This window comes from Streptococcus sp. 9903, assembly GCF_013276625.1.
Lineage (GTDB): Bacteria > Bacillota > Bacilli > Lactobacillales > Streptococcaceae > Streptococcus.
Window position 1 is genome coordinate 13760 of sequence record NZ_VMLI01000028.1, and the last position, 1042, is coordinate 14801.

Annotated in this window: 1 protein-coding gene and 1 pseudogene; both read right to left on the reverse strand. The window is 37.6% G+C overall.

Annotation, left to right across the window (positions count from 1 at the left end; all coding sequences use genetic code 11):
- Positions 1-58: 58 nt before the first annotated feature.
- Positions 59-376, reverse strand: coding sequence for a DUF960 domain-containing protein (locus HT696_RS09345; RefSeq protein ID WP_173234219.1), 318 nt, complete (start codon positions 374-376; stop codon positions 59-61).
- Positions 377-566: 190 nt separating this feature from the next.
- Positions 567-932: pseudogene (locus HT696_RS09350) on the reverse strand (helix-turn-helix domain-containing protein); the annotation flags it as partial.
- Between the last annotated feature and the right edge of the window lie 110 nt (positions 933-1042).

A 1042-nucleotide genomic window follows, 5' to 3' on the forward strand; every position in this document is an offset into this window, starting at 1 on the left:
AGTGCTTTGAGCAACCTGCGGCTAGCTTCCTAATTGGCTCTTTGATTTTCATTGAGTATTAAAATAGGTCATTTTCTTCTGGGAGGAGGATAGTCTCTCTACCATTCATATCTAAAACCAGAACTCTCGGGGGATAAAGAGGGTCGAAAGGATGATTAAAGTCAAAATCAATGGCTGTGGGGAGGTGTTGACTTGAGAAGTGGAAGGTAATTTTTCCTTGGTTATTGAGCAATTGAAACTCAAGTTCTTCTTCCAATTCAAAGACATTTTTTAAGAAGTGGTCAATAATATACCAAAAAGAATCAATGACATCATCAGGCAAGCTGGTAACAATGCCAAAACTAGCAGACCGCATCTGGGTATTGGTAAAAGCCATATTTTTGCCCCCTTTCTTTTCCCTTATCATACAGCAAATAGGATTAAAAATCAAGAAAAGGTGATTTTTTGAAAAGGATTTTAGCTACAGGGAGAAATAAGGAAAAAATCCTAAAAATCTCCCGAAGTTAATAGGTAAATTCCCAAATTAACTTGATTATATAACTTTCAGTTACTTTGAGAAGTTACGCATTAGAAATGACTTTGTCCATGTCCCAGAAGGTCTTGGAATTGAGGGGAGTTCCTTCACGAGATTCAACAAGAGTTTGTTCGTATTGTTTTTGAGCTTGTTTAGCAAGGTAGAAGATTTTCTGATAGCCACAATTCTGTCTTCTTTTAGGGCATCCATTACAGACAAAGGGAGCTTTGTCGAGTAGAGGGCAAGGAAGGTTATCACAAGTAGATTCTCTAACTTGTCTGTTTCGTTTGACTTCTTTAGAAACAGTAGTTGGGTCTTTTAGAATGGACTGTCCAATAGCTTTGAAGGTTTCACCGCGCTCTAAGCCTAATTGGATATCATTACGGTCTGAAAGGGCAAGGTGTTTATGTTTTGTCATAGTAGACCTCATTTCTAACTCAAACGTCTCACACTTAATTCCACCATAAAAATCCGTTTTAGACTAATTTCCACTTTGGTCAGGCAAGTGGAAGTTACTTTGAGAAGTTA

Excerpts from the sequence above, each read along its gene's own strand:
- HT696_RS09345 (WP_173234219.1), bottom strand. The coding sequence starts at position 376 with ATGGCTTTTACCAATACCCAGATGCGGTCTGCTAGTTTTGGCATTGTT.